A 1,182-nucleotide genomic window follows, 5' to 3' on the forward strand; every position below is an offset into this window, starting at 1 on the left:
CATCCGCCTGCTCCGCGAGCACGCCGAGGCGAGCCAGGAGCCCGCCCGCACGACCCTCGCCGAGTTCGACAACGTCGACCTCGTCAGGAGCTACTGGATCACCAACGTCATCCGCGCCGAGGTCAACGCCGACGCGGTCACCGCCGACCAGCTCCGATCGCTCGAGGGCGTCAGAGCAGTGTATCTCGTCCCCGAGTATCGCGTCCCAGAACCCGAGTCGACGGAGGCGAGCCCCGATGCCGACGGCACCACGTACGGCCTCGAGCAGATCAACGCGCCCGACGTCTGGGACGATTTCAGCACCCAGGGCGAGGGCGTCAAGGTCGCCGTCCTCGACACGGGTTTCGACGTTTCTCATCCCGACCTCGAACTCTACTCGGACGATTCCGATGACCCGACCTACCCTGGTGGGTGGGTCGAGATCGGTCCCGATGGCGAGCCCATCGAGGGCTCGGAACCCTACGATTCCCACTACCATGGGACTCACGTCGGTGGCACCGTCGGCGCCAGTGCTCCCGACGGCGACACGCCCCAGTACGGCGTCGCCCCCGGCTGTGACCTCATGCACGGCCTCGTCCTTCCGGGCGGCTCGGGGGCGGATTCGGACCCGATCGCCGGCTTCGAGTACGTTCTCGAGGAGATGGGCGCCGACGTCATCAGCATGAGTTTCGGTGCCGGCTGCGGGTTGTTCGGCCCGGTCTACGAGGACGCCTGGATTCCCGTCATCCAGAACGCCCTCGCGATGGACGTCCTCGCGGTCACCTCCTCGGGCAACTCCGGCGAGGGCTGTGTTGGCTCGCCCGCCAATATTTACGATTCCTTTGCGATCGGCGCGTCGGACGAGAACGGCGACATCACGGAGTTCTCGAGCGGTGATACGATCGCCGCCGACAACTGGGAGGAACCCGATCCCGAGTGGCCCGACGAGTGGATCAAACCCGACGTCTCCGCCCCCGGCAACGAGGTGCTCAGCGCCGAACCCGGCGGTACCTACCAGAACTTGAGTGGCACCTCGATGGCCGCCCCCCACGTCGCGGGCGTCCTCGCCCTGATGCTCTCGGCCAACGAGGACCTCACCGCTGCGGACAGCCGGTCGGTGCTCGAGGGGACCGCCTGGAAACCCGACGACTGGTCGGAGCCGGGCGACGAACAGGACGTCCGGTATGGGTACGGCATCGTCGA

At 67.2% G+C, this 1,182-nt stretch carries 1 protein-coding gene; it reads left to right on the top strand.

Annotated elements, in window-relative coordinates; genetic code table 11:
• The coding region (locus DVH23_RS23215) for a S8 family serine peptidase (protein WP_157972601.1) at nt 1-1,182 on the top strand (1,182 nt) is incomplete at both ends.

Source organism: Saliphagus sp. LR7 (genome assembly GCF_003344565.1).
Lineage (GTDB): Archaea > Halobacteriota > Halobacteria > Halobacteriales > Natrialbaceae > Saliphagus > Saliphagus infecundisoli.